General features: G+C 30.5%; 1 protein-coding gene and 1 pseudogene. Both read right to left on the bottom strand.

The features are described from left to right. A pseudogene (locus ABY863_RS13305) lies at positions 1-120 on the bottom strand (dihydroorotate dehydrogenase (quinone)); the annotation flags it as partial. 78 nt (positions 121-198) lie between these two features. Continuing rightward, positions 199-2,625, bottom strand: a complete 2,427-nt coding sequence (gene pheT / locus ABY863_RS13300) for a phenylalanine--tRNA ligase subunit beta (RefSeq protein WP_372795632.1) — start codon at positions 2,623-2,625, stop codon at positions 199-201. Positions 2,626-2,938: the final 313 nt, after the last annotated feature.

The raw sequence follows: 2,938 nt of genomic DNA, 5'->3' as shown, positions 1-2,938 counted from the left end.
TCTAAAAAGGAAAGGTATTCCAGGTATTTTAGATGCAATCTTTATAAGTGAAAATGTAAAATGATGAATTTTTTCAGGATCGAAAAGAAAAAATAATGGACGAATGATACTTTTATACATTGACAATAGTTTGTGCAAAATTAAAAAAAAAGCCTTTAGAAAAAATTTCTAAAGGCTATATATTCAGTTCATAAAAAATTAGCGTAAAATTGCACCCACATTTTTTTCAAATGTTTGTTGCAGTTTTTGCATTATTTTATCAATTTGTTTCTCATCTAAAGTTTTGTTTTCATCTTGAATTAAAAAACTAACTGCATAAGATTTTTTTCCTTCTTCCAATTTTTCTCCTTCATATACATCAAACAAATCTACTTCTTTCAAAAAGCTTTTTTCAGCCTGAAATGCTAAGTTGTAAATTTCACTAAAAGTTATTTCTTTATCCAATAATAAAGCAAAATCTCTTTTTACTGCTTGAAATTTAGGTAATTCAGCTACTTTAACTTGTGATTTTCCTCCTACTTTTAATACATTTTCCCAATTAAAATCAGCAAATAAAACTTCTTGTTTAATTCCAAATTCTTTTAAAATAGGTCGCTTTACAACTCCTAAATCTACCAGTTTAATTTTTCCTATACTTAATGTAATTCCTTCAGAAAAAATATCATTTTTAGTTGGAGTTGTTTTAACATTTTGAACACCTAAACGTTGTAATAATGCACTTACAATTCCTTTTACATAAAAGAAATCAGATGATCTTTGAGAAAGATTCCAACTATCTTTTGTTCTATTTCCTGAAACAAATAATGTTAAATGTTTTTGCTCACTATAACCACTTTCAAAATGATGGTATGTTTTCCCAAATTCAAAGAATTTTAAAGAACTATTTTTTCTGTTAATATTATATATTACAGATTCTAAACCACTGAATAACAACGATTGACGCATTACACCTAAATCTCCACTTAAAGGATTTAACATGGTTACATTATGCTCCGGATTTAGTATTTCTGTTAACGAAACATAGTCTGCTTTAGTCAAAGAATTTGCCATGGTTTCATTAAATCCTTGAGAAATTAATTGATTTGCTACTACATTTTCAATCTTAACATCATCAAATTCTGAGAAAGAAATAGATGTATTTAGCTTATGAGAATACTCAACATTGTTATAACCATAAACACGTAAAATTTCTTCAATTACATCAGCTTCTCTTGTAACATCTACTCTGTATGAAGGAATGGTTAACCCTAAACCACCTTCAGTAACACTATTAAATTTTATATCTAAAGAAGCTAATATGTTTTTAACTGTTTCTCTTGGGATTGGAGCTCCAATTATTCTATCCATTTTCTCATAAGAAAGAAAAACTTGAAAATCTTCTATTTTTGTTGGATATAAATCAACAATCTCTGAAGAAACTTTCCCTCCTGCAACTTCTATAATTAAATTTGCGGCTCTTTTTAGAGCATACTCCGTCAAGTTTGAATCTATTCCTCTTTCAAATCTAAAAGAAGCATCGGTATTTAACCCGTGTCTTTTTGCTGTTTTACGAATAGCAACTGGATTAAAATAAGCACTTTCTAAAAATATAGAAGTTGTATTATCAGTTACACCTGAATGTAAACCACCATAAACACCCGCAATACACATTGGTTCTTCACCTCCATTACATATCATTAAATCTTCTTCATGTAACTCACGCTCAACGCCATCCAAGGTTGTAAATTTTGTTCCTGTAGGTAATGTTTTAACAATTACTTTTTGGGCTCTAAACTTTGCTGCATCAAAAGCGTGTAAAGGTTGCCCTATTTCATGAAGTACATAATTTGTAACATCCACAATATTATTTATAGGAGTTACACCAATAGCCTTTAATTTATTTTGGATCCATTCTGGAGATTCTTTCACCGTAATATCAGAAATTGTAACACCTGTATATCTTGGTGCTTTTTCACTATCCTCTACAACAACGTCAAATTTTAAAGTTCTGTCATCTACATGAAAAGCACTCACTGAAGGTGAAATTAACTCCAAGGTAATATTTTGTTGAATAAGTCCCGCACGTAAATCACGAGCAGTTCCTAAGTGACTCATGGCATCAGCTCTGTTAGGTGTTAATCCAATTTCAAAAACTAGGTCTTTCTCTATATTAAAAACTTTGGATGCAAGAGTCCCAGCTATTAAGTCATTCTCTAAAACCATAATTCCATCATGGCTTTTACCTAATCCTAATTCATCTTCGGCACAAATCATTCCATGACTTTCTTCTCCTCTAATTTTCCCTTTCTTTATCACAAAACCTTCACCCTTATCATCATACAAAGTAGTTCCAATAGTTGCTACTGCCACTGTTTGCCCAGCAGCTACATTAGGAGCGCCACATACAATTTGTATTGGATCACCATTTCCTAAATCTACGGTTGTAATTTTTAATCTATCTGCATTTGGGTGTTGAATACAGGTTAAAACTTTACCAATTACTACACCTTCAAGACTTCCTTTTATAGATTCAACGGTTTCAATACCTTCTACTTCCAGTCCTAAATCAGTTAACAATTCACCTGTTTTTTCAGCTTCCCAATCAACCTTTAAGAATTGCTTTAACCAATTGTATGATATTTTCATTTTTATTATTATTTTTTCGAAACGCAAAGATAATCATTACAAATTAAAAGTTTAAATTTTGAAGGGAAAAGTAGGACAGAGCGTAAAAAAAACAGCTTATAGCTGTTTTTAGTGAATGGGCAGGTAGCGCGTTGGGTTTAAAAAGTACAAAGTTTAAAGTTTAAAGTGCTCTATTTTATAAGTTTTCAGAAATGGTATTTGGTTGATGTTACTATTTTAAAAAAGAGATGAAAATCTGATTCTTATTCATGAGATTTCTGCCTTCGCAGGAATGACAACAAAAACTAAGATCCCTCAACTAATAACTCTATTT

The sequence above is a fragment of the Lutibacter sp. genome, from assembly GCF_041562875.1.
GTDB lineage: Bacteria > Bacteroidota > Bacteroidia > Flavobacteriales > Flavobacteriaceae > Lutibacter.
The sequence above is the reverse complement of the archived record's forward strand: the minus strand, read 5'-3'. Positions and strand labels throughout refer to the sequence as shown.